1 protein-coding gene is annotated in these 896 nt (G+C 66.4%); it reads left to right on the forward strand.

Annotation, left to right across the window (positions count from 1 at the left end):
- Window positions 1-810: GTP 3',8-cyclase MoaA (locus B2W70_RS11060; RefSeq protein WP_286745696.1), on the forward strand; the 810-nt coding region annotated here is incomplete at its 5' end.
- Window positions 811-896: the final 86 nt, after the last annotated feature.

Genomic DNA, 896 nt, shown 5'->3' on the forward strand with positions numbered 1-896 from the left:
GAGCCCCTGCTGCGCAAAGACCTGCCGGCGCTCGTGCGCCAACTCGCCGCCCTGAAAACGCCCCAAGGGGTCGCGCCCGAAATCGCGCTGACCACCAATGGCGTTCTGCTCACCCGGCAAGCACGTAACTTGAAAGAGGCCGGCCTGCAGCGAGTGACCATCAGCCTCGACGGCCTGGACCAGGCCGTTTTCGCTCGCATGAGCGACAGCGGCCTGCACGTGGACGACGTGCTGGCCGGCATCGAGGCAGCCCAGCATACGGGACTGGGCCCCATCAAGGTCAACATGGTGGTGCAAAGGGGCGCCAACGACGACCAGATCCTGCCGCTGGCTCGCCACTTCCGAGGCACTGGGGTCGAACTGCGCTTCATCGAATACATGGACGTGGGCAAGACCAACCGATGGCAACTTGACCAGGTGGTGCCCTCCAGCGAGGTGCGTCAACGCATCGCAGCTCAGTGGCCACTCTTGCCCGCCAGCTCGGTCCATGCCGCCGACACCGCCGAGCGATGGCTGTATGCCGACGGCGCTGGAGGCGTCGGCTTCATCTCCAGCGTCACCCAGGCCTTCTGCGGCGACTGCACCCGACTGCGTTTGTCCACCGATGGTCGCCTCTACACCTGCCTGTTCGGTACACGTGGCCATGACTTGCGCGCCCTGCTGCGCAACCCCCACATCGGCGACGACGAGCTCAGGCGCCGCATCGCCGCCCTGTGGCAGTCCCGCGATGACCGCTACTCCGAACTGCGCCAGTCCAGCTCACCCACAGGGCTTGGGGACCGGGTGGAAATGAGCTACATCGGTGGCTGAGCCATTGCCCTCTCCCGGCGCGGATGCAGCCGCGCCAGAACCCAAGATCCAGGTGACCGCATGGGTGTTGGCGGGCGGGGAAGGCG

It is taken from the genome of Aquabacterium sp. UBA2148 (assembly GCF_002328915.1).
In the GTDB taxonomy this organism is placed as follows: Bacteria; Pseudomonadota; Gammaproteobacteria; order Burkholderiales; family Burkholderiaceae_C; genus Aquabacterium; species Aquabacterium parvum.